The 25,659-nt window shown below is 34.7% G+C and carries 23 protein-coding genes and 1 pseudogene; 20 read left to right on the top strand and 4 right to left on the bottom strand.

Annotation, left to right across the window (positions count from 1 at the left end; genetic code table 11):
* Position 1 precedes the first annotated feature (1 nt).
* The 8 genes and pseudogenes from ACNC7R_RS07975 (at position 2) to ACNC7R_RS07940 (ending at position 8,450) form a co-directional block, all read left to right on the top strand.
* Positions 2–1,321 (top strand): RagB/SusD family nutrient uptake outer membrane protein, encoded by a 1,320-nt coding sequence (locus ACNC7R_RS07975; protein WP_417940401.1) that lies wholly within the window; start codon positions 2–4, stop codon positions 1,319–1,321.
* A gap of 202 nt (positions 1,322–1,523) precedes the next feature.
* Positions 1,524–2,288, top strand: a complete 765-nt coding sequence (locus ACNC7R_RS07970; RefSeq protein ID WP_417940400.1) for a LytR/AlgR family response regulator transcription factor — start codon at positions 1,524–1,526, stop codon at positions 2,286–2,288.
* A gap of 217 nt (positions 2,289–2,505) precedes the next feature.
* Complete coding sequence (locus ACNC7R_RS07965) at positions 2,506–3,090, top strand: NUMOD4 domain-containing protein (RefSeq protein WP_417940399.1); 585 nt, start codon at positions 2,506–2,508, stop codon at positions 3,088–3,090.
* Positions 3,091–3,425: 335 nt separating this feature from the next.
* On the top strand, positions 3,426–4,814 hold the full coding sequence (lpdA, locus tag ACNC7R_RS07960) for a dihydrolipoyl dehydrogenase (protein WP_417940398.1): 1,389 nt from the start codon (positions 3,426–3,428) through the stop codon (positions 4,812–4,814).
* Positions 4,815–5,113: 299 nt separating this feature from the next.
* A complete protein-coding gene (locus tag ACNC7R_RS07955; protein ID WP_417940397.1) occupies positions 5,114–5,356 on the top strand; it encodes a hypothetical protein in 243 nt (80 codons plus the stop codon).
* A 15-nt stretch (positions 5,357–5,371) separates the two neighbouring features.
* Positions 5,372–5,569 (top strand): annotated as a pseudogene (locus tag ACNC7R_RS07950) (phage integrase N-terminal SAM-like domain-containing protein); the annotation flags it as partial.
* A 63-nt stretch (positions 5,570–5,632) separates the two neighbouring features.
* Positions 5,633–6,151, top strand: coding sequence for a tyrosine-type recombinase/integrase (locus ACNC7R_RS07945; RefSeq protein WP_417943153.1), 519 nt, complete (start codon positions 5,633–5,635; stop codon positions 6,149–6,151).
* A 952-nt stretch (positions 6,152–7,103) separates the two neighbouring features.
* Positions 7,104–8,450 carry a hypothetical protein gene (locus ACNC7R_RS07940; RefSeq protein ID WP_417940396.1) on the top strand — a complete coding sequence of 449 codons (1,347 nt, stop codon included), beginning with the start codon at positions 7,104–7,106 and terminating at the stop codon, positions 8,448–8,450.
* 226 nt (positions 8,451–8,676) lie between these two features.
* Here ACNC7R_RS07940 and ACNC7R_RS07935 read toward each other — a convergent pair whose 3' ends face one another.
* Positions 8,677–9,792, bottom strand: a complete 1,116-nt coding sequence (locus ACNC7R_RS07935; RefSeq protein ID WP_417940395.1) for an IS91 family transposase — start codon at positions 9,790–9,792, stop codon at positions 8,677–8,679.
* Positions 9,771–10,610, bottom strand: coding sequence for a tyrosine-type recombinase/integrase (locus ACNC7R_RS07930; protein ID WP_417940394.1), 840 nt, complete (start codon positions 10,608–10,610; stop codon positions 9,771–9,773). The genes ACNC7R_RS07935 and ACNC7R_RS07930 overlap by 22 nt, the downstream gene beginning before the upstream one ends.
* 353 nt (positions 10,611–10,963) lie before the next feature.
* Between ACNC7R_RS07930 and ACNC7R_RS07925 the strand changes: the two genes are divergently transcribed.
* Both ACNC7R_RS07925 and ACNC7R_RS07920 read left to right on the top strand, forming a co-directional pair.
* A complete protein-coding gene (locus ACNC7R_RS07925) occupies positions 10,964–11,236 on the top strand; it encodes a hypothetical protein (RefSeq protein WP_417940393.1) in 273 nt (90 codons plus the stop codon).
* Positions 11,220–11,711 (top strand): hypothetical protein, encoded by a 492-nt coding sequence (locus tag ACNC7R_RS07920; protein WP_417940392.1) that lies wholly within the window; start codon positions 11,220–11,222, stop codon positions 11,709–11,711. The genes ACNC7R_RS07925 and ACNC7R_RS07920 overlap by 17 nt, the downstream gene beginning before the upstream one ends.
* A gap of 219 nt (positions 11,712–11,930) precedes the next feature.
* Here the strand turns inward: ACNC7R_RS07920 and ACNC7R_RS07915 are convergent, their stop codons facing one another.
* Together ACNC7R_RS07915 and ACNC7R_RS07910 are read right to left on the bottom strand one after the other, a co-directional pair.
* The gene (locus ACNC7R_RS07915) at positions 11,931–13,046 is read right to left on the bottom strand and encodes an IS91 family transposase (protein ID WP_417940391.1); all 1,116 of its coding nucleotides are present in this window, start codon (positions 13,044–13,046) and stop codon (positions 11,931–11,933) included.
* Positions 13,025–13,864, bottom strand: a complete 840-nt coding sequence (locus ACNC7R_RS07910; protein WP_417940390.1) for a tyrosine-type recombinase/integrase — start codon at positions 13,862–13,864, stop codon at positions 13,025–13,027. Before ACNC7R_RS07910 ends, ACNC7R_RS07915 begins: the two co-directional genes overlap by 22 nt.
* Positions 13,865–14,368: 504 nt before the next feature.
* On the opposite strand from ACNC7R_RS07910, the gene ACNC7R_RS07905 reads away from it, so the two are divergent.
* The 10 genes from ACNC7R_RS07905 (at position 14,369) to ACNC7R_RS07860 (ending at position 25,634) form a co-directional block, all read left to right on the top strand.
* Positions 14,369–16,741, top strand: a complete 2,373-nt coding sequence (locus ACNC7R_RS07905; protein WP_417940389.1) for a TonB-dependent receptor — start codon at positions 14,369–14,371, stop codon at positions 16,739–16,741.
* A gap of 30 nt (positions 16,742–16,771) precedes the next feature.
* Positions 16,772–17,971, top strand: a complete 1,200-nt coding sequence (locus ACNC7R_RS07900) for a hypothetical protein (RefSeq protein WP_417940388.1) — start codon at positions 16,772–16,774, stop codon at positions 17,969–17,971.
* A 358-nt stretch (positions 17,972–18,329) separates the two neighbouring features.
* Entirely contained in the window at positions 18,330–18,824 is a 495-nt protein-coding gene (locus ACNC7R_RS07895; protein WP_417940387.1) for a cbb3-type cytochrome c oxidase subunit I, read from the top strand.
* Between the two features lie 157 nt (positions 18,825–18,981).
* Positions 18,982–19,935: an SPFH domain-containing protein gene (locus ACNC7R_RS07890; protein ID WP_417940386.1), complete on the top strand. Its 954-nt coding sequence runs from the start codon at positions 18,982–18,984 to the stop codon at positions 19,933–19,935.
* Positions 19,935–20,177 carry a hypothetical protein gene (locus ACNC7R_RS07885; RefSeq protein ID WP_417940385.1) on the top strand — a complete coding sequence of 81 codons (243 nt, stop codon included), beginning with the start codon at positions 19,935–19,937 and terminating at the stop codon, positions 20,175–20,177. The genes ACNC7R_RS07890 and ACNC7R_RS07885 overlap by 1 nt, the downstream gene beginning before the upstream one ends.
* An 11-nt stretch (positions 20,178–20,188) precedes the next feature.
* Entirely contained in the window at positions 20,189–21,118 is a 930-nt protein-coding gene (locus tag ACNC7R_RS07880; protein ID WP_417940384.1) for a hypothetical protein, read from the top strand.
* A 33-nt stretch (positions 21,119–21,151) separates the two neighbouring features.
* Positions 21,152–22,108, top strand: coding sequence for a DUF6620 family protein (locus ACNC7R_RS07875; RefSeq protein ID WP_417940383.1), 957 nt, complete (start codon positions 21,152–21,154; stop codon positions 22,106–22,108).
* A gap of 530 nt (positions 22,109–22,638) precedes the next feature.
* Complete coding sequence (locus ACNC7R_RS07870) at positions 22,639–23,364, top strand: SIMPL domain-containing protein (protein WP_417940382.1); 726 nt, start codon at positions 22,639–22,641, stop codon at positions 23,362–23,364.
* A gap of 185 nt (positions 23,365–23,549) precedes the next feature.
* Positions 23,550–24,095: a hypothetical protein gene (locus ACNC7R_RS07865; protein WP_417940381.1), complete on the top strand. Its 546-nt coding sequence runs from the start codon at positions 23,550–23,552 to the stop codon at positions 24,093–24,095.
* Between the two features lie 405 nt (positions 24,096–24,500).
* Positions 24,501–25,634, top strand: coding sequence for a DUF4932 domain-containing protein (locus ACNC7R_RS07860; protein WP_417940380.1), 1,134 nt, complete (start codon positions 24,501–24,503; stop codon positions 25,632–25,634).
* Positions 25,635–25,659 lie beyond the last annotated feature (25 nt).

Here is a 25,659-nt window from a genome sequence, read left to right as displayed (position 1 = left end):
GATGAAAAAATTCTCAAAATATATAGTGCTTTTTGTTGCTACCTTAGCGATAACAAGCTGCGATGATTATTTAGATATTCAACCGGTAGGACGTGTTATTCCGGAAACTTTAGATGATTATCGTGCCGTTTTAACGAGAGGATATGATGCCTATCCTGAACACAAATCATTAACAGCTGTTCGTACTGACGAATTAACAATGGATGAATTTGGAGATGAAATTAGCCTTTACAAAGATATTTATATCTGGAAAGATGCTAATCCGGATCGTGCTACAACAGCTTTTCAGTATCAGGCATTGTACAATGTAATTTTTTACACTAATGTTATCATCAACGATGCATCATCAAAACTAACTGATTCTTCAGACAAAAATCAGCTAATTGGAGAAGCTTATGCATTGAGAGCAATGGCATATTTTGATTTGATTAACCTGTTTGGAAAGACTTACAATGCTGTAACTGCTGCTTCTGACAAGGGAGTTCCTCTGGCTTTAGAAATTGATTTAGAGCAAGTATTTGTACCACAAAGCGTTGAAGTAATTTACAATCAAATTATTTCTGATACCAACAAGGCTGAAGAATTAATTAATTTAAATATCCAGCCAACAGGCAAAAATTACCGTTTTTCTAAAGCAGCATTATACGCTTTCGAAAGCCGTATTTATTTATACCAGCAACAGTGGCAAAAATCATTTGATGCAACAACTAAAGCTTTAGCAATCAACAATACACTGGTTGACTTAAAAACAACTCCGGTTTTGGCTACTAAATACAACTCTTTAGAGTCCATTTTAGCTCTTGAAGACGGATATATCAATGGTCTTAAACGTACTTCTTATGCTTCATCAGACCTAATCAGTGCCTTTAATAAAACTACAGATTTACGTTATCCACTTTATTTTACAGGAAGTGGAAGTCGTGTGAGAATCCAAAAAGGAGGTAATGACGATCAAAAATGCTCTTTCAGAACTTCTGAGTTGTATTTAACAAAAGCAGAAACAGCATTAAAACTGAATAAAATTTCTGATGCAAAAACTACTATTTTAAGTTTCATCAAAAACAGATATACAGCCGTAGCTTATACACAGCTTGAAAACGATATCAATGCTATGAATGCTGCCGATTTAACCAACTTCATCTATGCTGAAAGACAGCGTGAATTTGCAGTTGAAGGACACCGTTGGTTTGACTTGAGACGAACCTCACAAAAGCAAATCGTTCACACTTTTAATGGAGAAAATTATACATTAATACAAAACGATCCACGATATACCATTGTTTACCCTGCTAACGCAAGATTAAACAATCCTAATCTTTAATTACCTATTGTTTTTGTAAAAGGGCCCGGTTTTTCAACTGGGTCTTTTTTTTACTTTTAAAACTAAACAAAATTTAAATAATTAAGAATTCTGTAAACTCCTAAAAAAAGATATTGTAAAAAAATCTCAGTCAGTTATATTTGTAAAATCAAATCAGAGCTTCATTTCTAAAATGAAACTTTTATTATAGTTGAAAGGAAAAATGAAAATTGCTATTATTGAAGACGAATACCTGGCTTCGAGTTATCTGAAATCTATTTTACAACAACAGGATATTTTGCAGATTACCGAAATTACACTGTTAAAATCTGTAAAAGAAGCTGTCGCCTTTTTTACCCAAAACAATGTCGACCTTGCTTTTATGGACATTCACCTTGGCGACGGAAAAAGTCTTGAAATTTTTGAAAAAGCAACTGTCTCCTGCCCTGTTATATTCATTACGGCTTATGATTCTTATGCTATATCTGTTTTCAAACATTTTACGATTGATTATCTTTTAAAACCTTTTGAAGAACAAGAATTAGTAGAAGCTTTAATCAAATTTAAAAAAATCAAGGATAGCTTTAATTCAGACAACACCTTACAATCACTTGTTGCCCTTGAAAATCCGGAAACAAATAAAATACAACGTCATTTTTTAGTCAATTATGGCTATAAACTAATATCGGTAAACGAAGCCGAAATCACTTATTTTGCTGCATCCGGAAAACATTTATTTATTTATGTAAAATCCGGAAACAGCTATTTATACAATAACACCCTTACAGATATAATTCACTCCCTTGATCCTTTTTTATTCTTCAAAGTAAATCGGAAATATATCGTAAGCAGAAATATCATTAAGGAAGTTGTAAAACATTCTAATCAGAAAATAGAACTCATTATTACCGTTCCCGCTATAGAAAATGATCCTATTATCATCAGTAAAAAAGAAATAAATAATTTTAAAAACTGGCTTGACCAATAAATCAGTCATTTCACCCTGAAATATATCCCAGAATATATAAAAAGCAGTCAATACTATTAATTCCTGAATTTTGACTGACTAATAGAACCTATATTCTTTTTAAAAGTTAAAAAAGCGTTATAAGAATCATAAAATTCACACTTCATAATCAATCAGATAGCTTTGTTTTCTTTGAAATTGTATCTTTGGAATAATAGAATTACTAATGCAAAAGAATATGCCACAGATTAGATTTTATCCAAACGAAGAATTTAAAGAAATAGATATTAATGCATCTCTACAATTTAGATATGCTATTTCCAATAAAGGAAGATTAGTTAGCTTTACCGATGAGATCCAAAACGGACGTCTTTTAAAAGGCGGCCTGAGCGACGGATATCCAACATTTCGGTTCAAAATCAGACAAGGTGATAAAATTGTCAATAAATACCTTTTTCTGTACAAACTAGTTGCCCAGTATTTCCTTCCGAAACAATCTGAAGAACAAACCTATGTCCTTCATCTGGATTATGTCAGAAACAACGATGATGTGAACAACCTGCGCTGGGCTACCAGAGAAGAAATGATAGCGCACAGCCGTAAAAGCCCGCACGTTATTCAGGCCAAAAAGAATCTTATTGAACATAATATAAAATCAGACGGCAGAAAACTAACTACTACAAAAGTCATGCTGATCAAAAAAATATTAGCCCGCCCCGAGCAAAAAACACGACTTAAAATGATTGCTAAACAATTTGGCGTAAGCGAAATGCAGATCAGACGCATAGCCAGCGGAGAAAACTGGGGACATGTAAAAATTTAATAGCAAATGCATCATCGTAAATTATTTAATGATCCCATACTGAGCAAAGTCTAAGAACTGTAAAAGTCCCTTAGACTTTGTTTTTTTGAAACATTTTGATTTTTCAGATTTATATTCAAAATTTTCATTTACAGTTCATAATTCATAATTTACAATTAACAATTCCCTCATTTTCTGTGAAAAGATTAAAATTTCCAATGGTAAAAACAATTTTACAAGTGTTTTTTAAAATAAATCATTAAATTCGCAAGCACAAATAACAAAAGAATAAATCGGAAAATGAGTTTCGGAAATATGATCTCATTTTTCAGTAGTTAATACTAAAACCCAAAAAAATGAAATACGACGTTATTGTTTTAGGAAGTGGTCCCGGCGGATATGTAACAGCCATCAGAGCATCACAATTAGGCTTTAAAGTAGCCGTAGTTGAAAAAGAAAACTTAGGTGGTGTATGCTTAAACTGGGGATGTATCCCAACAAAAGCATTATTAAAATCGGCTCAGGTTTTTGATTATTTAAAACATGCTTCTGATTACGGATTAACCGTTTCTGAATTCGATAAAGATTTCCCGGCAGTTATCCAACGCAGCCGTAATGTTGCTGAAGGAATGAGCAAAGGGGTTACTTTCCTGATGAAAAAAAACAAAATCGACGTTATTGAAGGTTTCGGAAAATTGAAACCTGGAAAAAAACTTGACGTTACCGATAAAGACAATAAAGTTACAGAATATAGCGCTGATCACATTATCATCGCAACAGGTGCCCGTTCGCGCGAATTGCCAAACTTACCTCAGGATGGTGTAAAAGTAATTGGATACCGTCAGGCAATGACATTGCCAACACAGCCAAAATCTATGATCATTGTAGGTTCAGGAGCTATTGGAGTTGAGTTTGCTCACTTTTACAACTCAATGGGAACAGACGTTACGATTGTAGAATTCATGCCAAATGTTGTACCGGTTGAAGACGAAGACATCTCAAAACAATTTGAAAAATCGTTGAAAAAAGCGGGAATCAAAGTAATGACCAATTCTTCTGTAGAAAAAGTTGACACTTCAGGAGCTGGTGTTAAAGCAACTGTAAAAACAGCTAAAGGTGAAGAAATCCTGGAAGCAGACATCGTTCTTTCTGCAGTTGGAATCAAAACTAACATCGAAAATATCGGTTTAGAAGAAGTAGGTATTGCTGTTGACCGTGATAAAATCTTAGTAAATGCTTTCAATGCAACCAACATTCCTGGTTACTACGCCATTGGAGACATAACTCCGGGTCAGGCTTTGGCTCACGTTGCTTCTGCTGAAGGAATCAACTGTGTGGAAAAAATCAAAGGTTTACACGTAGAGCCAATCGATTACGGAAACGTACCGGGTTGTACGTATGCAACTCCAGAAATCGCTTCTGTTGGTTTAACAGAAAAACAAGCTAAAGAAAAAGGATACGAATTAAAAATTGGTAAATTCCCGTTCTCAGCTTCAGGAAAAGCAAAAGCTGCCGGAAATGCTGACGGATTCGTAAAAGTAATTTTCGACGCGAAATACGGAGAATGGTTAGGATGCCACATGATTGGTGCAGGCGTTACAGATATGATTGCTGAGGCAGTGGTAGCCCGTAAACTGGAAACTACAGGTCATGAAATCCTTAAATCGATCCACCCTCACCCAACGATGAGCGAGGCAGTTATGGAAGCGGTTGCAGATGCTTATGGCGAAGTAATTCACTTATAATCAATAGCCGTTTACGGTTACATATAATTTTCAATTTAAGAAATCCGGTTTGCGATAAGCAGATCGGATTTTTTTATGGCATGCCCCGCAGAAAAAGCGGGTCGGGCTATTCGCTAAATTTTTTGTTCCGTTTCTCTTCACAAAAAGATACCGCTGCTATCCCTCATGCGGCAGTTGGTTTTATAATAAACTTCACTTTTTAATACAAAAAGATTGTCAAAATTAAATTTATAAACATCAATCCAAATTAAAATAAAGCAGAATATTCTTATATTTACCCCGTATTTTAATTTAAAAAAATGAATTGGTCATCCAAATTAATCCTCCATAAAAAAGAACTCCGAATAGCAATTTACTTTGAAAAAAATGCAAAATGGATTGCGCGCATCAAACAATTTGAAGGCGCAAAATGGAGCCAAACCTTAAAAGTCTGGCATTTACCGGACAATGAACAGAACCGGATTCATTTTAAAATACCCGCAGCCTATTTATCATTACCATCAGAGGAAGGGATTTTAGCTATCCAAAAATTCAGTAATTAGCTCACTTCCAGACGTTATAGTTCCAATACTGTAAAAACATATACTGAAGCTTTAAAGTCCTTTTTGGTTTTTCATCGGGAACTTCCTGTTTCCGAAATCACAAATGAGCATATCATACTATATAATAACGATTACATTTTAAAAAATAACCTTTCGGCTTCCTATCAAAATCAGATTGTGAATGCTGTAAAATTATTTTTTAAAATTATTGAATCCCGAAAAATAATCCCTGAAGAAATTTTTCGTCCTAAAAATGCAAAAACTTTACCCAACATTTTGAGTAAAGAAGAGGTATTGCGAATTATCGATTCTACCACTAACCTAAAACACAAAACATTACTGGCATTACTTTATTCTGCCGGACTTAGAATCAGTGAAGCCATCAATATGAAACTTACTGATATTGATAGTCAGCGTATGCTAATACACATCAAAAATGCGAAAGGAAAAAAAGACCGTTATACATTATTATCCAATAAAATTCTTCTTTTGTTACGGGAATGTTACAGTGTATACAAACCTCAGTTGTATTTATTTGAAGGACAATTTAAAGAACAATATAGCAGCCGAAGTGCACAAGCCATTTTGCAAATAGCAGCCCGAAAAGCCGGAATTACAAAAAGGATTAGTTTACATACCTTACGACATAGTTTTGCTACTCACCTGTTAGAATCAGGAACCGATTTACAATATATTCAGGATTTATTAGGACATAGCAGTCCAAAAACAACTATGATTTACACACATGTATCTAGCAATTCATTACAAAAAATCATCAATCCCTTCGATATGTAAGAAATAATTTTATTTTTGTAATGCAATAAAACGCAAAAACACAAACCAAAACATGCGCATAACATGCCAATATAGTATAAAACAGGCTAAATTTATTCGCATATAAATTAGTTGGCAAACAGCTTATGACGAGCCGTTTAAGAAAGACGTTTAGAAATAACTAAACAAAAATGATTTATTTTATTATATCTCTAACTCTTGTATTCTTTCTTTGTTATAAAGTAAATAAGCACAAAATATCAAAATCAATGTACTTTTTGTTTATGCTTTTGAGTTTAACTTTTTTATTAATGTTCTTGCTATCCAAGCTAATGTTGGTATTAATAAAATTATAAATATCACAAACGAAAAAGAAAGTATTAAAAAATACCTAAAACATAAATTGAAGTAATAGCTTATTAATACAGAAATACAAAGACAAAAAACAGCTATAACATTTGAAATTGGTATACCATAGGTAGTATATTTATCATCTACTATAAGTAGAAACCAAGAGGTTAGTATTAAATTAATAAATAACCAAACAAAAGAAAGTGAAAATATTAAAGAAAATTGAGCATAAAAAGGATATGAAAATATTTCGGGTTTAAATAATATAAAAGGTATAACCCAAAAACAGTTCAAAATAGTAAATGAAAGTAATATAAGTTTCCAATAAAGATTGAGAGATTTGAAAAAGTCTATAATTTCCTTCATATTTTGAGTTAAAGTAAGCTGTAAAAGTAAGAAAAGAATTTAATGTATTTGGAAAAAAAAAAATAAAGCCGATTTGCCAACAGCGGTTTTGCAAGATGCGGGCTAAAGGCTAAAACAAACAGAATTTTGTACTTGCGGAGTACAGTGAAAAATATAAACAATAGGCATTTCGAGTTCCGCACCTCGCAAAGCCACAAAACGTTACCTGCAATGCTGCAAGACTCGACAAGACAACTAAAATGAAAATTAATAACAAATGAAAAAAACAATGAAAAAAATAATTCTTCCTTTTTTGCTTTTACTGGCAACCACAACTTTTGCTCAAACCGGAGTAATAGGCGTTATAGCAGGTGGTGAGTATGTAAAGAACATTCTCAAAAAATTTGAGATTACAGCAAACCAATTGATGAGCAATGCGAATAGTACAGGTAATGCATTAATTGCAAAAACATCTAATGAATTAGATGTGACAACAAAGAACCTAAATCTGCTGCTTGAGAAGGATTTGGACAAAACTTTTAGCAAACTGAGCAGTGAAAATCAAAAACTATTAAACCAAATTGAATCGTTTAGACTTACGGCTGAGAAAATGACAAGTGCTACTTTTGAATTAAAGGACGCAATGGTCGTAGACATAAAAAAGGTTGTCGGTGATGTTGCTCCATGGGCAAAAAGCAACTTTTTTGTTCAAAGAGTTGACGGCATAACTCAACTAAAACAAGACCAAGCAGACTATCGTATTAAAATTATGGGTATTGGTTTTGGTTTTAATTCAGATAAATACGAATCAAGAATTAAGTCTTTGACAATTAATGGTGCAGTAATTACGAATTTTTCTGAAAATAAATTATCGGCAAGTGAAAGTGAACTTATTGTTTCATATCCGACAATTAACAATCTAACTTCGGATGGAAAAAACTCTCAAATTAAAATTAATATAACGGTTGAAACAAAAACAAAAAAGGGATTTATTATAAAGAATTGGGTACTTAAAGATTTCAGTTTACCCGTTACTTTAACTGTGCTTCCAAGACAAATATGTTCTGTTCATCTAAGTTATACAAGTCCGAAGTTTGATTGGGTAGCTACCGAGACACCATTTACCCAATATAGCCATACAACTCAAAATCACCACCAAGAAAGTAAACCAATAATACATTATCCAGAAGAAAAGGAAGTAAGACTACCTGATAACAAAAGATACATAAATAAAGTCGCCAACAGTCAAGGTGCAAATGGACAAGGTTGTCCTTGGACAAGTTTTAACTCACTTGATATTTTAGAGGACGGAAAACTTTTAAAAGCAAAATTTGACACTTGGGGCTATCCTTGTACCTATTATTTTGGTGCGACAATACAAGAGTTTAAAGAAGTTGGTAGTGAAGATATAAATCTGCCGGACATTTGTATGGAATATGAAAAGAATATAATAATTGAATTACCTAAAGATACCAAATTTTGGCGTATTCAAGCACAGACAGCAGACTTTAAAACAATTGACATTATAGGACAAAACAATTACGGCAATCTAATACGTTTTGACAATGTTATTACCGTTGGAGACAAAATGAGAGTAATTTATAAAGTTAATTTACCATACTAAGGACAGAAGCACTGCAGGTAACAGCAAGGGATTCGTTGCGTGCGAAGCACGAACAATGAAGCCCGTGTTGAACGGAACCGCTCAACATCCATCCCTATGGAGTTATCGTAAAGTTTTGATAGAGAATTTCAAGAGGATTTAGTGTCCTCTTTTTTTGAAGTGGTTTCAAAGATGGTTTTGTCGTGTTTTCCTTCACCTTAGGACATAAATTCCCTTACCCGTAAAATTAACTTTCACGGGGAATTGGGTTTTGGCTACCGCCAAGATACCAAGCAGGTGGACCACGCTGGTCAAAAACTGCTATCCGATACAAATTGCCCGTTTTGCAACACGGACATTTGGGTAAAAAAGGCTTTTTATCCGCTTTTTCCAAGACTTTAACTTGGAGTTTCTCCTGCAAAAGCTTTAGCTTCCCACGCTTCCAAGTACTGCTCAAAAAACCATAATGCCGAATCTTGACAAAGCGCTTGGGCAAAATATGCAAAGCAAATCGGCGAATAAACTCCCGATGTGTGAGTGTCATCTGTTTTCTAAAGCCATTTTGACGATAGTCCTTATAATCAAAAGTTACATTTTGGGCATCAATGCTTTTAATGCGATGATTGCTAATGGCGATCTTATGAGTGTATCTGCCCAGATATTCTACCACCGAATTGGGACTTCCAAAAGGCTTTTTGGCAAAAACTACCCAAGGCTTCTGCCATAAATCCTGCCGGATTTGCTCGTATTTTATAGGCTCTTTTGCTTTGAGTTTCTGGCAATATTTAGCCCTAAACACTTTCGATAAAGCTTTGACAGGAAACAGGAATTTGCCGTCTGTTCGGCTGTTTTTCCACTGTCCTTCTTTATCGATTCCTCCGCCAGGCACAATACAATGCAGGTGCGGATGAAGGCTCAACTGCTGTCCCCAGGTGTGCAAAACAGCAATCATTCCCAGTTGTATTTCTTTGGCTTTGCCAAATTTTTGAAGCGTTTCCCAAGTCGCTTCAAACAAGCTGTCATACACCATTTTTGGCTGATGCATCGCCAAGGAATTAATGCTGTCGGGCAAGGTAAAAACCATATGAAAATAAGGAACAGGCAAAAGTTCGCTTTCTCTGGCATCTATCCATTGCTCTGATTTGTTACCTTGACACTTGGGACAATGTCGGTTGCGGCAAGAATTATAACTTATCGATATCTTACCACAACTATCACAGGCATCAATATGACCACCCATTTGAACGGTTCTACATTTTTTAAGAGCAGACAATGTGCGAAGTTGCCAAGTATTTAAGCCTAAATATTCAAGTCTTGTTCCTAACTTTCCAAGCACATCGGCTACTTCAAAGAGCGACTGCATTGGGCAAAAAGAGTATCAAGGGGACTAAACTTTTGTTGGCTAGCAAGTTGGGCAATCTGTAAATACTCCAAAGTGGTTTCTAGGTTTTGGTGTCCTAAAAGGTCTTTGAGGGTTATAATATCCATGCCATCTTCGAGTAAATGCGTGGCATAACTATGCCGAAGTGTGTGCGTGTGAACCTCTTTTTTGACACCAGATGCCTTGGCCACTTGCCTCACTACCCATTGCACGCCTCGTTGCGAATACCGATTGTCAAAATCACCTCCTGCTCCATTAGGCAAAGGTTGCCCATTAAAAAGGTAATCTTGTGGTTTTTCGGCTTCGATATATTTTTTAATCCCTCGTATTAAATGAACCGATAAAGGAACATAGCGGTCTTTTTTACCCTTTCCTTGCACTACTTTGAGTTGCTTTCTATCGAAATCTAAATCTTGTAATCGTACAGAACGTGCTTCCATACAACGCAATCCGCAACCATAAAGCAATCCAATGAGAATGCGGTGTTTGAGTAATTTAGCCCCTTGAAGCATGCTCCAAACTTCTTCTTTACTCAAAACAACGGGTAGTTTTTTCTCGTGTTTTATGGACGGTAAACGCAAGTACTCATAAGGCAAGCCTTCTGATTTTAGAAGAAAGCGAAGACCATAAACACAATGTTTGAAATAAGTTTGTGAAGGGGTTTTGGACTTTTTCTGCTGGTAAAACAAGTAATCTTGTACTTGTTCAGGATCTAAATCCGTTGGGATTTTCCCAAAATACAATGATATAGAAGCAACATGTCGAGAATAATTATTAAAAGTACTTTGACTTCTACCCAATACCGAAATAGTACGTTCAAAACGATTGATGAGTTCCTCAAATCCTGGAACTTCTCGTTTAGCCTGGTTGAGAATTTTGTTTTCTCTTAATTCTTCAACATTCTTTTTTTTGTAGTCATATCTTACCGAATTTAATTATATTCGTAAGGTACGAAATCACGGTAAGTGCTACCGAAGGTTTAGTTCAACAGGCGTTTGGCAAAAGTGGCGGTTCAGTACTCCGCAGACACATTTGTGGTTAATCAAATTTTGGTTCTCCGCATCAACATTTGTGGTGAAAATCGCCACCTTCGCCAAGCCCGGGAACGTTGTGTGAGATTATAAAAACCAACGTGCTAAAAACACGAAAGAAAATGAAATTGCTTTGGAGTAAAATTTTTACTATATTTGACAGAATAAACAAAACAGAAATTATGAAAAAGTTAAGAGTAACAACAGAATCAATCCGAAGAGCTAACAGTAGTTTAGTTGCTCGTGGGGTAGATTTTACTGTTAAACATAATTATAGTGGTGTTATAGTTGCTAAAACAAATTTAAACGGTGTAGTTAGAGTTCGTGAAATATCAAAAGAGAGGATAAACGAATCTTACGAAAAAGCTTTAAAAATGTATGCAGAGAAATTATAATTTTATTTACTCAAAACTTGTTGAAAAAGACTCTGACCTAATCGGACACATTGCGTACTCGCTTTACAAAAAAAGTAAAATAGAGTATATTGAAACTCAAAAACAAGCGGGTAAAACGCCAACAGATACAGAACTTATACCATTCAATGACTTTTCTTCAACAGAAAGTTCTTTAGAAAGTTATAGACTAAAAGCCGAACTTATTATTCAAGGTTTTATTGAAAATGCTCTTGAAGAAGAATTAGAAAGTTTTAAAGAACAGGTAGTTAATAACCAAATCGAAATTCTTGGCGATGTTGTAAAACCTTTAGTAACACCAACTTGGAAGAATGTATTAATCGGTGTTGCAGGTTCATTTGTTTTTGCTTTAATATCTGTTGCTTTTTACTTTATAATAACTTACGGAAACTACTCTATTAAAATTAAAGTAGAACAGCCAATAGAAACTACAAAGACATTTACTCCTAAAAAATAACCTCACACAATAGCTAGAGTTTCGTTGCGGCTGCAAGCCGAACAATGAAACTCCTGTTGAACGGAACCGCTTAGATTCCGCTACTATGGGTTTTTCGATAAAGGAGTCAGAAGAATTTCAAGAGGATTTAGTGTCCTCTTTTTTTTTTTGAAGTGGTTTCAAAGATGGTTTTGTCGTGCTTTCCTTCACCTTAGGGCATAAATTCCCTTACCCGTAAAATTAACTTTCACGGGGAATTGGGTTTTGGCTACCGCCAAGATACCAAGCAGGTGGACCACGCTGGTCAAAAACTGCTATCCGATACAAATTGCCCGTTTTGCAGCAGGGGCATTTGGGTAAAAAGGGTTTCTTTGCTACTTTTTCCAGTACTTTTACTTGGAGTTTCTCCTGTAAAAGCTTTAGCTTCCCACGCTTCCAAGTGCTGCTCAAAAAACCATAATGCCGAATCTTGACAAAGCGCTTGGGCAAAATATGCAAAGCAAATCGGCGAATAAACTCCCGATGTGTGAGTGTCATCTGTTTTCTAAAGCCATTTTGACGATAGTCCTTATAATCAAAAGTTACATTTTGGGCATCAATGCTTTTAATGCGATGATTGCTAATGGCGATCTTATGAGTGTATCTGCCCAGATATTCTACCACCGAATTGGGACTTCCAAAAGGCTTTTTGGCAAAAACTACCCAAGGCTTCTGCCATAAATCCTGCCGGATTTGCTCGTATTTTATAGGCTCTTTTGCTTTGAGTTTCTGGCAATATTTAGCCCTAAACACTTTCGATAAAGCTTTGACAGGAAACAGGAATTTGCCGTCTGTTCGGCTGTTTTTCCACTGTCCTTCTTTATCGATTCCTCCGCCAGGCACAATACAATGCAGGTGCGGATGAAGGCTCAACTGCTGTCCCCAGGTGTGCAAAACAGCAATCATTCCCAGTTGTATTTCTTTGGCTTTGCCAAATTTTTGAAGCGTTTCCCAAGTCGCTTCAAACAAGCTGTCATACACCATTTTTGGCTGATGCATCGCCAAGGAATTAATGCTGTCGGGCAAGGTAAAAACCATATGAAAATAAGGAACAGGCAAAAGTTCGCTTTCTCTGGCATCTATCCATTGCTCTGATTTGTTACCTTGACACTTGGGACAATGTCGGTTGCGGCAAGAATTATAACTTATCGATATCTTACCACAACTATCACAGGCATCAATATGACCACCCATTTGAACGGTTCTACATTTTTTAAGAGCAGACAATGTGCGAAGTTGCCAAGTATTTAAGCCTAAATATTCAAGTCTTGTTCCTAACTTTCCAAGCACATCGGCTACTTCAAAGAGCGGCTGCATTGGGCAAAAAGAGTATCAAGGGGACTAAACTTTTGTTGGCTAGCAAGTTGGGCAATCTGTAAATACTCCAAAGTGGTTTCTAGGTTTTGGTGTCCTAAAAGGTCTTTGAGGGTTATAATATCCATGCCATCTTCGAGTAAATGCGTGGCATAACTATGCCGAAGTGTGTGCGTGTGAACCTCTTTTTTGACACCAGATGCCTTGGCCACTTGCTTCACTACCCATTGCACGCCTCGTTGCGAATACCGATTGTCAAAATCACCTCCTGCTCCATTAGGCAAAGGTTGCCCATTAAAAAGGTAATCTTGTGGTTTTTCGGCTTCGATATATTTTTTGAGCCCTCGTATTAAATGAACCGATAAAGGAACATAGCGGTCTTTTTTACCCTTTCCTTGCACTACTTTGAGTTGCTTTCTATCGAAATCTAAATCTTGTAATCGTACAGAACGTGCTTCCATACAACGCAATCCGCAACCATAAAGCAATCCAATGAGAATGCGGTGTTTGAGTAATTTAGCCCCTTGAAGCATGCTCCAAACTTCTTCTTTACTCAAAACAACGGGTAGTTTTTTCTCGTGTTTTATGGACGGTAAACGCAAGTACTCATAAGGCAAGCCTTCTGATTTTAGAAGAAAGCGAAGACCATAAACACAATGTTTGAAATAAGTTTGTGAAGGGGTTTTGGACTTTTTCTGCTGGTAAAACAAGTAATCTTGTACTTGTTCAGGATCTAAATCCGTTGGGATTTTCCCAAAATACAATGATATAGAAGCAACATGTCGAGAATAATTATTAAAAGTACTTTGACTTCTGCCCAATACCGAAATAGTACGTTCAAAACGATTGATGAGTTCCTCAAATCCTGGAACTTCTCGTTTAGCCTGGTTGAGAATTTTGTTTTCTCTTAATTCTTCAACATTCTTTTTTTTGTAGTCATATCTTACCGAATTTAATTATATTCGTAAGGTACGAAATCACGGGAAGTGCTACCGTAGGTTTAGTTCAACAAGGTATTGGCAAAAAAGCGAGTTTAGTACTTAAATGAAGCTTTGTGCTTCGTATTAAGTTCAGTGCAGTGCTGCCAGACTGTTTAGTGCTTCGAAATCCGCTTCTTCGCCAAGCACCCAAACGTTATCTGCAACCCTAACGTACACCCTGCAAAAATTTAACGGTCAGACAATACAGTCCCCAAAGACCCAAGCCCACCCACCACCCCACATTGAAAATATTTTGACAAATTTTTAATGCAACAATGTTGCGTTTAAAATAATTGTATTACTTTTGCAACATTGTTGCATTTAGGAATTAAAAATATTTATTTGATGAGATTAATTTTTATGCTTCTTACATTTTTCTACGGTCTAACAGCCAATGCCCAAAAAAACTTTGTGTTGAATGGGACTGTAACCGATAGCAAAACAAACGAACCATTAGAAAATGTTTCTGTGGCAATTTCAGATATTAAAAAAAATACCTTAACTAATGTCCAAGGCTTTTTTGAAATAAAAAACCTTAAACAAGGTATTTACTTTTTATCAACTTCTATTGTAGGTTATACACCAACTCAAACAAAAATTACTCTAAAATCGGACAGTGTTCTTACAATTCAAATTAAAATGGTTTCAAAGACAACAGAATTGTCCGAGGTAACTATAATTGGCGAAACAGAAGAACAGACAGATGCAAAAAAAGTAAAACAAAATGTAATGCCCGTTACCATTATAACCGCCAAACAAATAGAAAACCGAGCAGGAAACTTAAACGAAATTTTGGCAAGGCAGGCAGGCATACAAATAAGATACAGTGGTGGTTTGGGTAGTGATTCCCGAATTTCAGTTAGGGGTTTGGAAGGTAAAAGAGTCCAAATCTTTATAGACGGAAACCCACTCAATACACCAGACGGAAGTTTAGGAATTAATGATTTACCTGTTCAAATCATTGAACGAATTGAAATTTACAAAGGCTCTGTTCCTGCGTGGCTCGGTGGCGATGGTTTAGGTAGTGCTGTGAATGTGATTTTTAGGCATAGAGATGTAAGTTATATTGATGCGTCAGTTTCACGACAATCATATAATACACAACTTACCAGTTTAATCCTTAAAAAATCATTTGATAAACAAGGCATAGAAGCAGGTTTTGGTGTTTTTGATACCCGAAGTGATAACGATTATACGATGCAATCACCATTTCAACCCGAACTAAAAATTAGACGAGACCACGACAAATATCATTCACTATTGATGGGTGGTGCAATTCGTTTTCATAAATTTTGGTTTGATGAAATTGAAATAGAAGGGGCTTATGTTCGTAATGACAAGCAAATACAAGGAATTTATCAAAATATCCAACACGTTGAAAGTAAATCTAATGCTTATGTTGGTGTATTGAGTTTAACCAAAAAGAATTGTGCAAATAACAAATTAGGCTTAAAGTATAATTTGATTTATGCAAAATTTAATGTGAAACTTACTGACACTTCTTCTTTTAACTATAATTGGGATGGTACAAGGATTCCGAGTAGATTCGGAAAAGGCGAATTAGGGAATGGTCCTAATCTATCCACCAACTTACAGCAAGACCTACGCCAACGATTTAATTTAGATTACAGATTAAGCAAAACCTTTACACTCAATTTAAACAACACTGCACGGTATGTAACTTTTAATCCAAACGATGATGTGGGAAACGCCTTTTTGGGGTACAATGTCTATAATTACCCAGGTAGTGTAAAAAACAGCATCACAGGTTTTACAGCGGAAAGCAGGTTTAAAGAAGAAAAATTATTGTTTTCAGCAGCTATTAAACATTATTATAACATCGTTGATGGTTATAATACAAGTATATATTTGAATAATAGCAAACCCGATAAATTAAGAAACATTACTACCGAAATAGGCTATAATGCGGGGTTCAGATACAATTTTACCAAATCTTTTTTAACAAAAGGGAGTTATGAAAGGGGGGTAAGATTACCTAACAATACAGAACTTTTTGGTGATGGTATTTTAATAACCCCAACGACAACTCTCAAACCTGAAATTGCTGATAATTTTAATTTAGGCTTGATTTATGACCACTCAGATAAAAAAGACAAAAGATTGCAAGTAGAAACCAATGGTTTCTATATGAATGTGGAGAATCTTATCCAACTTTCGGGTAACGGGCTGACACTCGGTTATGTAAATTATGCAAAGGCTAATATTATAGGTGCTGATGTGGATATTAAATATGATGTTACCAAAAACATCTTTACAAGTTTTAATGCTACTTACCAAATACTAACCGACATTCAAAAATTTATTCCTGAAACAAACGTACCCAACCCAACCTATAAACTACAAATACCTAATACACCACAATTTTTTATGAATTGGAATGTGGAATTTCATAAAACAGGCTTATTGGGTAAATCTTCCAAAACCAGAATAATGTATGATGGAAGTTTTGTTGAACAATACAGTTATGGCTTTAATATCAGTATTTATGACAAGTTTTTTATTCCACAATATTTGACGCATACCATTTCTGTTGAACAATCATTCAAACATGGACGCTACACCATAACCTCAGAGGTCAATAATATTACAGACCAAATCATCATCAACAATTTTAACCAGCCATTAGCAGGAAGGACTTTTCGCTTGAAGTTACGCTACTTGCTATTAAATGAAGGCTCAAATCATTCTCATCATTAATCAATTCTTAAATTTTAAATTCAGATAAATATGTTCAGACAAGTTTCAAAATTCGTAACAGTTGTATTGTTAGCACTTACATTAAATGCTTGCAATAAAGATGAACCAACACCAGACCCAACAGCAGGGCTTGACAAATTAGTAATTGGTACGAATATCACTACAGCCAATCCAGTTGTTGGATATGTAGGCACACTAAAAGACCTTAGTGTAACCACTTTTACAAACGCCAAATCTCGGCAGGCAGCTGAATACCCATACATTACGGTTTATAAAAACGATGTTTTTGTAATGCCTCAACGTTTTGGCGACATTGTAAGGAAATATACAAGACAAGCGGACGGCACACTTGCCGAAACAGGAAGTTTTACAGCACCTGCGGCATCATCACCTATCTGTACGGTTATTGAAAGTGATACAAAAGGTTACACAGCACTATTTCAAGCAGGAAAAATTATTGTGTTTAACCCAAGCACAATGGCAATTATTAGCACAATAGATTTGACAAGTTATGCTTTGGGTGGCGATGGCAACCCCGACCCAAATGTAATGGCTTTCAGAAATGGCAAATTGTACGTGGCTTGTAGCCAAACTTCAAACGGATTTACAAGTACCCACCCTGTGCAAGTGCTAATAATTGATACTCAAAACGGAAATACCATTACATCTGCAACGGATAGCAGAAGTTTTTGGGCAGGAAGTATCAACGAGCAAAAATCTATTTTCTTTGACGAAAGTGGCGATATGTATATTTATTGTGTTGCTTCTTACGGCTTTGGCGGTGCAAATCAAAAAAGTGGATTTTTGAGAATTAAGAACGGACAAACAGCCTTTGACCCAACTTATTTTTTCAATACAGCCGATTATAACATTGCAGGTATTGCAGGAAATAAAGTAGATTATTTGCAACGAATGCGTTACTATAAAGATGGTATTGTGTATTCAACAGGCAATATTTATGCTTTGGCAAGTAATCCCCCAGATTATATAAAAGATAGAACGTATGGTTCTTTCAAAGTGGACATCAAAAACCAAACCATTACCAAGTTAAATATCCCATACTCAAATGGTTATGCTGCATCAGTAGGGCTATTTGACAACAAAGTACTATTTGGTATTGCAGGAACAGCAGGGGTAGGTATTTACAGTTTTGACCCAGCGACAAATACAGCAAGTTCAACACCAGTTGTTACCACACAAGGCGACCCAAATGCAATAGAAAGTTTTTAACAAAATTTATACATCAAAAAAGTCCCTAAATGTCAAAATATTTAGGGACTTTTTTATTGACAAATTACGACCGACCAAAAGAAGGGCAGCAGATAATAGCTAGAGTTTCGTTGCGGCTGCAAGCCGAACAATGAAACTCCTGTTGAACGAAACCGCTGAGATTCCGCTACTATGGGTTTTTCGATAAAGGAGTCAGAAGAATTTCAAGAGGCTATTGCGCCTATTTTTTTGGAAATAGTTCACCCCAGATAGTTCATCAGATATACTTTCATATTTGGATGGCAGATTTAGCTTAATTTAAGTTCCCTAAATCGTTTATTGTCATAAAAGTGAGAAGAACGACATAAAAAAGAAAAAAATGAGTAAAATCTTAATTAACTTAAGAAAAATTAAAATATACAGTTTGTTTTGGTCGGTTGCTTTAATAATATTAATAGTAGGATTAATCCAGACCAATAATGAAGATACCACTTTTGATATCAATATTCATGATACCTATTTTGTAATTGCACATATTTATGCTGCTCTGTTTTTGAGTTTAGTTTATTATCTAATAGGACTTGGGTATTGGATTGTTCAAAAAGTCATGGAGAGAAAACTAATTCGTGTTTTGACAATAATTCATTCCGCAATCATGAATGGAAGTTTTTTAGTTTATTGGTTATTAATTGGGTATAGTAGAGCTTTTCCAGATACCTCTTTTCCTTTATTTGATAATTATGAATTAATTAACCTAACACTTGTAGTGCTAACAGTATTGATAGTATTAATTGGACAACCAATCTATATTATAAATTTAATGATAGGTATTTTTAGAAAGAGAAAAAATCCATCCACTAAAAACCTACAATAAATTTCAAAACTGATAAGACCTGTCTGATCTTCTCATAACAATCTTTATTTTTTTTAAACAACTCCCATTATTAACAAAAAAATAGTAAAAATTTCATAGAAAAAAAGTTTTTACAGCGTATTAAAATTCCTATTTTTAGTCCTGTAAAAAATACCGTATGAAATTACCCTTTATAGAAATAATTGAAGCCACAACAAGCAATCCTAACTTGTTAATGTGGAAATTCCATGATGAAGACAAAGAAATAAAAAACGGGGCAAAACTAACGGTTCGTGAAAGCCAACAGGTAATGCTATTAAATGAAGGACAGCTTGCCGATGTGTTTTCTGCCGGACTTCACACTCTGTCAACAGAAAACATTCCTATTTTAAGTTCCTTAAAAGGATGGAAATACGGATTCGAAAGTCCTTTTAAGGTTGATGTTTACTTTTTCAATACACACCAGTTTATCAACAACAAATGGGGAACTCCCGCTCCTATCCTACTCCATGACCCGCAATTTGGACAAATCAGGGTAAGGGCTTTTGGAAGCTTTGATATCAGGATAATTGATGTTGCCAAATTCTTCCGTCAATACGCCGGTACTTATGAACAGCTGACCATTTTTGAACTCCAAAACCAATTAAGGGATTTTGTAGCTCCAAAGTTTGGAGAAGTTCTGGCAAATGAAAACATCACCATTACAGATGTCGCCGGAAACATTACACAATTAGGTCAAAAAATAGAACCCTATCTTAAACCTTATTTTGTTCAATTCGGAATTGAATTGACACAGTTTGTCATTACCAGCGTAACCTTACCCGAAGAAGTTACGGCCCATTACGACAAAATCACCAATATGAATATGGTAACCGATATGGATAAATTTACCAAATTCAATACCGCAACGGCAATTGGAGAAAAAGGAACTGCAATACACGATGCCACCCAAAATGCCTTAAGTATGGGAATTCTTTTAAACCAAATTCAGCAAAACAAAGAAATGTCAAAAGAAGAACCCAAAGACGACCTGACTTCCAAACTTCAAAAACTGAAATCATTGTTTGATGCCGGTTTAATCGAGGAAGATGAATTTAAAACTAAGAAAACCGAATTATTAAGCCAATTGTAATGGAAGAGAAAAAAGTGACTTCGTTTCTGAATAAATTAAAAGAAAAGGCGCAAAAACAAACCAATTATGGAGGCGAAACTGAAATGACCGATTCCCAGATGAGTCTTAAAGATTGTCCAAACTGCGGAGCCGGAAGAGCCAAACATGACGGGCTGACAAATTGCGCCTATTGCGGATATGAATTCATACAAGTAAAACTTACAAACGGATTTTATATCAAAAAGGAAGATAATTCAATTTAAAAAACAACAAAGTGTTCGGATTATTCAACAAACAAAATAACGAAACATCTGCAATCCCAGAATGGAATGCAGAACTTCAGGAATCAAAAGAAAGATGGTTTACTTTTCTGGAAAAACTGGAAGCCAAAATGGAAGAACTCTCAACAGCCGCAATTCCCGAATTAAAGCAGCTCTTACAAGACGATGACGACCTTTATAAACGAACTTTTCACAGAGTTTTATCGGGAGTTAATGGTCAGTTAAACAACATCAGAGAAAAAGCCAGAGATACATACGAACAAAAAATAAACACTCTTTATTACGACCTCAACACTCAGGTTTCGGTTTTGAGCCCAGATCATAATTTGCTTTCTGATTTTAGAACGGCCTGCTCAGACCGACATAATGAATTTGAAAGAAAATTTGAATATTGGAGAGCCCAAATAGAAAAAACACAGCAACGTGACCTGGAAATTGAGTACCAAAAAATCATCAATGAATTTGAAGCCATTAAAGATAAATTCAGCTGCAAACAATGTGGGGGAAATATCACTATTGATAAGATTTTTTTAATCGAAACTTATATTCCGTGTCCGTACTGTAAATCTCAAAATACTTTTGCACCGAGCACGCAGGCCCGAATGCTGCAAAATATTGCGAGAGGTCTTGCAGAACAACGAACAGTTCATTTATACGAAGCTTTTGAAATTGAAAACAACAAAGAACGTGAACTGTATCATCAGCGTCATGAATTAAGCCTGAGTAAAATTCATGAAAAAGACAGTAAAGCCCTGAGTGAAATCAATGCTAAAATGGATCAGCTGGAAAACGAAAGACAAAATGCAATAGAGAATGCGCCAAAATTATATCAGGTGTATTTAAGAGCGATGTATGATGAGTGGAACAAAATCACACCTGATTTAAAAGAGCACAACGAAAAAATGTTTCAGAATCAATTGTAATACAAATAAATTAATAACCTTAAAAACAGAAAAATGTTTAAAAAACTTTTTGGTTCCCTAACCGGAGACAACAAACAAGAAAATCAGATTGATGCACAAACTTCAAATGATAGTTATGAGAATAATTATGAAAACGGGTATCAGGAAACAGAATACGACCCTGAAACTTTGCACGGAACGCATTATGATGTAGAAGATTTTGACAATGAAGTAGAAACAAGAGCAGAAGCCTGGATTCAGGATGAACGTGCCAGTGGCGAAAACTTACAGGAAAGTGACATTAAAAGCATTTATACGAATTACAGAAGAGAAGTGTACACAGAATGGAACAACTGCGATTCTGATCAAATGATTCGGTTTGAGCATGCCAATTCATTAAAATACAGCGGTGTTCAGACTTCAGGATTTGTAAAAGTAGAAGATAACAATCCGTTTCTTGAGCCTGTGCACGGTATTGACTTGAGAACATATACTGCCATGTGCCTGAAAATTAGTGCCGGAGTAGATTACAACGAAGTCTGCAAAGCAATGGGCATCGAATCGGTAATCTGGGAAGAACTAAATACGATCTGGCCACAGCGTATGGGCGAAGATACTTCGTTTACGGTTACCACTTTATTCGGTCAGTATTATGCCGAAAACGTTACGGTTCCGCAATTAGAAAATATTAATGTTGAAATCTCTGAAGAAGGTCAGGCAAATCTTGAAAGAATCAAAACAGACCGCTATTTCTACGAAGAACTTGCCGGCGCAAGACAAGCTGCCTACGAATACGGAATCGACGGAGCACAATGGATTCTGGATAACTACGGAATTAATCTGGCCGATTTCCAGTCGGTTGCCATGCAGTGGATGACCCAACAGAATCAAAACTGGAACTCAGAAGAGATAATGGAGTTTTCAAATTACCAGCAGGAAAAACAAAAAGAATACGCCGCAAAATTTGCCGCAGAACAAGGCGGAAATGTAGCAGATGACGTAGAGTTCTAAACTATTTCCAGTACATCAATTAATCCGGTTTGTAATTGCAGACCGGATTTTTTATGGGCATGTCCCGCAGAAAAAGCGGGTCGGGCTCATTCGCTAAATCTTTTGTTCTGTTTCTCTTCACAAAAGGATATCGCTGCTATCCCTCATGCAGCATCAGGTTTCATAATTAAATTATTCTTGATTAAGGACTCTTTTTGAGGATTTATAAGAAATTATCATATATTTGAAAGCATTAAAATCTGATTTTTTTTTCAGACAATTTGAGTTAGATAAGTCTAATGTTGTTGTACCCCAAAAAAAACAGAACTATGGACAGTAGAATAATAAAAATTAACTCTTCCAACGACACGTTATCTTTGAAATTACTTATACTCCAAAAGTTAAAACTGATTGATTTTGTCTGCTAAATGTCGCTCCGGTAATAAATCTGAAGAATGGTGTTTTAATCGCAAATCCGCTGTATTACCAGAAAGTTGTGTGGCACTTGAGCAACACAGAACAAAAAAACTGAAAAAACAAATTAAAATAAAATGAAAAAAACAATTATAATCTTAATCTTCTCATTTTTCACAATTCAAACATTTTCACAAATCAAAACTGGACATGAACTTGTAGCCGAAGGAATTGCAAAAACAAAAATAAAGCCAGATTTAGCAAATTTCAAAATAACAGTTACAAAGCAAAGTACAATAGAAAAAACTGCAATAAAGGAATTAAATCAAGAAATAGAAAAATTACAAAATGTACTTTTCAAGCAAGGTTTTACCGAAAAGAATGTAAAAATATCTGAGTATAAAATTTCTAAAGATGATTACGAAAATAGAAAAGAATTCTCTGCTACAAATACATTATCTGTAGATTTTATATTGGACAACAAAAGAATTGAAGGATTTTATCAAGAAATTCAAAATGAAAACTTACAAGATGTGGATATTGAATTTGAAACTCAAATATCAGAAAATTTAGAAAAAAACACAAGACAAAAGTTAGTACAAAACGCCATTCTAGACGCAAAAAATAATGCTGAAAATATAGCAACTGCTTTAAATGTGAAATTGAATAATGTTAAGCAAGTTTCTAAATATAATTTACGTGATATTGCATATTCATCAGTGAAAATGGATGATGTAAAATTTTTCAAACCTCGTGTAGCGAGTGAAATGATGAATCCTAAAACTTCATTTGATAAATTTGAAGTTATGGAAGTTGAGTTAGAAGAAACTATAACTATAGTTTATGAAATAACTAATAAATAAAAAAAGTGTCTCACAACTACTACAATTAATTTGGGCATTTGGTTTAATTTAAAATGGTATTGTATTTGGGAAGTACATACAAATCCGAAAATAAGGCTTAATTTAATCCCAAACCTTATGTAGAAAGGGAATGTTATTCGTAATTTTACAAGACCATAAATAATCAACAGAAAATGACATAAACAATGGTCAATAGTGACATTTTAGAAATTGCAACCCACGCCAATTTAAATATAATTGCTGATGACAAAAATGTCGAAATAAAACACAAATTACGTTTAGCTGACAAATCAATTTGGGGTATTCTATTCTTTTTATGTGGCGGAGTTTTACTAATTATTGCTCCTTTTATTAAAACCTCAGACACCACTACCAAAATTTTAGGAATTGTAATTGGACTTTTATTGGTAGCTTTATCTATCCTGACTCTAATTCGGCAATTTACAGATGGAATAAAAATCAAAGATAATACTTTCTCATTTCGGTATAATCTTAAGAAGACAACACTTCCTTTAAACAGAAGTATGGAAATCAAAATGAGAACAGAAACAATAAAGATAAAACGTGTTGGGAGAATAGGCACAGACTTTATTGTCGTTACGCATTTTCTTCAGGATTTAAACAACGAAATTATTGTTCTAAAGTTTCAAATGGATAATTTATATGCCGAAAACGCAAGAAGATTAGGAAACAAAATAACACGAATAATTAATGACAAATTTCGTTCATAATCAAACCGTTGCAGACATAGTAACTCTACAATATTTTCTTAGACAGATGCTGCAACATTACAACCAATTTTATAAAACACTATTAACAATAAATCAACAGACAACGACAGGAATTATTACATGGTAACTGGCCGAAATAAAACACTGTCTAAAAACAATCTACAAAATCCGATTTGCAATTGCAGACCGAATTTTTGTATGGACATTGCCAGCAGAAAAAGCTTGTCTAATCAATAGTTCTTTTTGAGGATTCATAAGAATTATTATATATTTGGTGGCAACAAAATCTGATACTTTACAGATATTGCAGTCCAATTCGAAGTACATAAATCGAATGTTGTCAGACATAGATACCATGTGCCAACAATTCTAAAAATGAACACGTAATTAAAAAATGAAAATTATATGATAAAAAATTTCTTATTCGCTTTATTCTTGAGTTTGCCTTCAATCAGTACATATGCACAGGAAAAATTTAAGGAAGTAAACTTTGACGAAAAATTTAAAAAAGAAAATCAAGGAAAAGCTGAAATTAAAATCAATGAAGTCAAGGAATTAATACATATAATGATAGCAATAACTGGAGTTGGTTTAGAAAATGATGATATGGTTGCACAAACCGGAACTTATTATAAAGATATTATTCAAGATTTCAAGCCTTTTAAAGATGAACAGATTATCACAAAATTTGATTCTTTAATGAAAGCGAATCCGCTAAATTACATTTTTCTTTCAGGTAATGCTTTGAGTTACGATTTTAAAGGAAACAAATTAGTAGCCAATAAATATTATCTTTTCCCTGCTCAGAATGTTTCTTCTCACACTACAATCACAGTAAATCCAATTACAACTTACAGAAAAGAGATTGAGAATTTTGCAAAAAAAACAGGATTTCGAAAGTTCTATAAAAAGCATAACGACTATTACAACAAAATCATTTCAGATTACAACAAATTCGCGAATCTTAAAGAACAATGGAGCTGGTTAGAAAAGCAATTTTCTACAAGAGTCAATAATTATACGATAATGTGTTCACCTCTGATTAATGGGTTGAATTATACGACAAGTTATACAGACGATAATTTTAAACAAATTATGATGGTCTTGCCACCGCTTGAAGAATTACCAAATATGACAGACTCTGAAAAAGTTGTATTTAATACCAGAACAATGTTTACCGAAATTGACCACAATTATGTAGGAAAACCAACAAAAGACAATATTGATATCATAAATCAAGTTCTTGGAAATAGAGAAAAATGGGTTAATACGAAGCAGTATGGTATAGAATATTATCCAAATGCTGAACGAGTTTTTGATGAATACATGACATATGGTGTGTTTTTATTATATTGCAAAGACCATTTTGATACAAATACAACCGCAAAGGCAACTAAAAATGTTATCGATTTAATGACAGAAAGAGGGTTTATAAAAATGCAAGAGTTCACAGACACTCTTTTTGATGTGAGTTCTAAAAACCCAAACAAAACAATAGAAGAATGGTATCCGGAATTTATTAAACAACTCGGAAAATAAAAAGCTGTATCTATATACCATAAGA

Source organism: Flavobacterium adiutor (assembly GCF_048282555.1).
In the GTDB taxonomy this organism is placed as follows: Bacteria; Bacteroidota; Bacteroidia; order Flavobacteriales; family Flavobacteriaceae; genus Flavobacterium.
The sequence above is the reverse complement of the archived record's forward strand: the minus strand, read 5'-3'. Positions and strand labels throughout refer to the sequence as shown.

What these genes read in the sequence shown, in the direction of transcription:
- ACNC7R_RS07975 (WP_417940401.1), top strand. Translation starts at nt 2, where the DNA reads ATGAAAAAATTCTCAAAATATATAGTGCTTTTTGTTGCTACCTTAGCG.
- ACNC7R_RS07970 (WP_417940400.1), top strand. Translation starts at nt 1,524, where the DNA reads ATGAAAATTGCTATTATTGAAGACGAATACCTGGCTTCGAGTTATCTG.
- ACNC7R_RS07965 (WP_417940399.1), top strand. Translation starts at nt 2,506, where the DNA reads ATGCCACAGATTAGATTTTATCCAAACGAAGAATTTAAAGAAATAGAT.
- lpdA (WP_417940398.1), top strand. Translation starts at nt 3,426, where the DNA reads ATGAAATACGACGTTATTGTTTTAGGAAGTGGTCCCGGCGGATATGTA.
- ACNC7R_RS07955 (WP_417940397.1), top strand. Translation starts at nt 5,114, where the DNA reads ATGAATTGGTCATCCAAATTAATCCTCCATAAAAAAGAACTCCGAATA.
- ACNC7R_RS07940 (WP_417940396.1), top strand. Translation starts at nt 7,104, where the DNA reads ATGAAAAAAACAATGAAAAAAATAATTCTTCCTTTTTTGCTTTTACTG.
- ACNC7R_RS07935 (WP_417940395.1), bottom strand. Translation starts at nt 9,792, where the DNA reads ATGCAGTCGCTCTTTGAAGTAGCCGATGTGCTTGGAAAGTTAGGAACA.
- ACNC7R_RS07925 (WP_417940393.1), top strand. Translation starts at nt 10,964, where the DNA reads ATGAAATTGCTTTGGAGTAAAATTTTTACTATATTTGACAGAATAAAC.
- ACNC7R_RS07920 (WP_417940392.1), top strand. Translation starts at nt 11,220, where the DNA reads ATGCAGAGAAATTATAATTTTATTTACTCAAAACTTGTTGAAAAAGAC.
- ACNC7R_RS07915 (WP_417940391.1), bottom strand. Translation starts at nt 13,046, where the DNA reads ATGCAGCCGCTCTTTGAAGTAGCCGATGTGCTTGGAAAGTTAGGAACA.
- ACNC7R_RS07905 (WP_417940389.1), top strand. Translation starts at nt 14,369, where the DNA reads ATGAGATTAATTTTTATGCTTCTTACATTTTTCTACGGTCTAACAGCC.
- ACNC7R_RS07900 (WP_417940388.1), top strand. Translation starts at nt 16,772, where the DNA reads ATGTTCAGACAAGTTTCAAAATTCGTAACAGTTGTATTGTTAGCACTT.
- ACNC7R_RS07895 (WP_417940387.1), top strand. Translation starts at nt 18,330, where the DNA reads ATGAGTAAAATCTTAATTAACTTAAGAAAAATTAAAATATACAGTTTG.
- ACNC7R_RS07890 (WP_417940386.1), top strand. Translation starts at nt 18,982, where the DNA reads ATGAAATTACCCTTTATAGAAATAATTGAAGCCACAACAAGCAATCCT.
- ACNC7R_RS07885 (WP_417940385.1), top strand. Translation starts at nt 19,935, where the DNA reads ATGGAAGAGAAAAAAGTGACTTCGTTTCTGAATAAATTAAAAGAAAAG.
- ACNC7R_RS07875 (WP_417940383.1), top strand. Translation starts at nt 21,152, where the DNA reads ATGTTTAAAAAACTTTTTGGTTCCCTAACCGGAGACAACAAACAAGAA.
- ACNC7R_RS07870 (WP_417940382.1), top strand. Translation starts at nt 22,639, where the DNA reads ATGAAAAAAACAATTATAATCTTAATCTTCTCATTTTTCACAATTCAA.
- ACNC7R_RS07865 (WP_417940381.1), top strand. Translation starts at nt 23,550, where the DNA reads ATGGTCAATAGTGACATTTTAGAAATTGCAACCCACGCCAATTTAAAT.
- ACNC7R_RS07860 (WP_417940380.1), top strand. Translation starts at nt 24,501, where the DNA reads ATGATAAAAAATTTCTTATTCGCTTTATTCTTGAGTTTGCCTTCAATC.